Raw genomic sequence first — 1,505 nt, 5'->3', positions numbered from 1 at the left:
GTCCTGTGATGGGGTGGGGAGCGGTCGAGTGGTGGTCGGTGTGTGTTGTTTGAGAAGTGCATAGTGGATGCGAGCATCTTTATTTCAAATCAACAATTTTTTGTTGGTCTGTGATTTAGCAGAAAGAATGTTTTGTGATGTCTACATTCGATCCTCGCCGAACATGATCCTTTGGGGTTGTGTGCAGCTTTCGGGTTGTGTGGTGGGGGTGGTTTGTAGGTGTTGTTGTAAGTGTGTAAGGGCGTTCGGTGGATGCCTTGGTACCAGGAGCCGATGAAGGACGTGGTAGGCCGCGATAGTCCTCGGGGAGTTGTCAAACGAGCTGTGATCCGAGGGTGTCCGAATGGGGAAACCCAGCACGAGTGATGTCGTGTTACCCACCTCTGAATGTATAGGGGGTGTGGAGGGAACGTGGGGAAGTGAAACATCTCAGTACCCATAGGAAGAGAAAACAAAATGTGATTCCGTGAGTAGTGGCGAGCGAAAGCGGATGAGGCTAAACCATGCGCATGTGATACCGGGTAGGGGTTGTGTGTGTGGTGTTGTGGGGTTCATCTTCTTCCATCTACCTGTGGAAGCGTGAGTCAGAAAACTGTGTGTTAGGTGAAGTGGCCTGGAATGGTCTGCCGTAGACGGTGAGAGTCCGGTAGCTGAAAACACATGGTCTTGCGTGATGTTCTCCCAAGTAGCAGCGGGCTCGTGGAATCTGCTGTGAATCTGCCGGGACCACCCGGTAAGCCTGAATACTTCCTGGTGACCGATAGCGGACAAGTACCGTGAGGGAAAGGTGAAAAGTACCCCGGGAGGGGAGTGAAATAGTACCTGAAACCGGACGCTTACAATCCGTCAGAGCCTGCGCCTTCGGGGTGGGTGATGGCGTGCCTTTTGAAGAATGAGCCTGCGAGTTAGTGCTCGGTGGCGAGGTTAACCCGTGTGGGGTAGCCGTAGCGAAAGCGAGTCTGAATAGGGCGTTTGAGTCGCCGGGTCTAGACCCGAAGCGGAGTGATCTACCCATGGCCAGGGTGAAGCGACGGTAAGACGTCGTGGAGGCCCGAACCCACTTCAGTTGAAAATGGAGGGGATGAGCTGTGGGTAGGGGTGAAAGGCCAATCAAACTCCGTGATAGCTGGTTCTCCCCGAAATGCATTTAGGTGCAGCGTCACATGTTTCTTACCGGAGGTAGAGCTACTGGATGGCCGATGGGCCCCACAGGGTTACTGACGTCAGCCAAACTCCGAATGCCGGTAAGTGAGAGTGTGGCAGTGAGACTGCGGGCGATAAGGTTCGTAGTCGAGAGGGAAACAGCCCAGATCGCCGGCTAAGGCCCCTAAGCGTGTACTAAGTGGAAAAGGATGTGGGGTCGCGAAGACAACCAGGAGGTTGGCTTAGAAGCAGCCACCCTTGAAAGAGTGCGTAATAGCTCACTGGTCAAGTGATCCTGCGCCGACAATGTAGCGGGGCTCAAGTACACCGCCGAAGCCGCGGCACTCACACAATAGCCCGTT

1 other annotated feature (running past one end of the window) is annotated in these 1,505 nt (G+C 54.2%).

Going from position 1 to position 1,505, the window contains the following annotated elements:
• The first annotated feature begins 225 nt into the window (after positions 1 to 225).
• Positions 226 to 1,505, top strand: a sequence feature (mutual gap in cmsearch alignment for this rRNA model is longer than 100); it runs 1,930 nt beyond the window's last position.

This window comes from Gordonia sp. GONU, assembly GCF_024733855.1.
GTDB classification, from domain to species: domain Bacteria; phylum Actinomycetota; class Actinomycetes; order Mycobacteriales; family Mycobacteriaceae; genus Gordonia; species Gordonia amicalis.
Note: the sequence above shows the minus strand (reverse complement) of the source record. Positions and strands in the feature narration are given on the sequence as shown.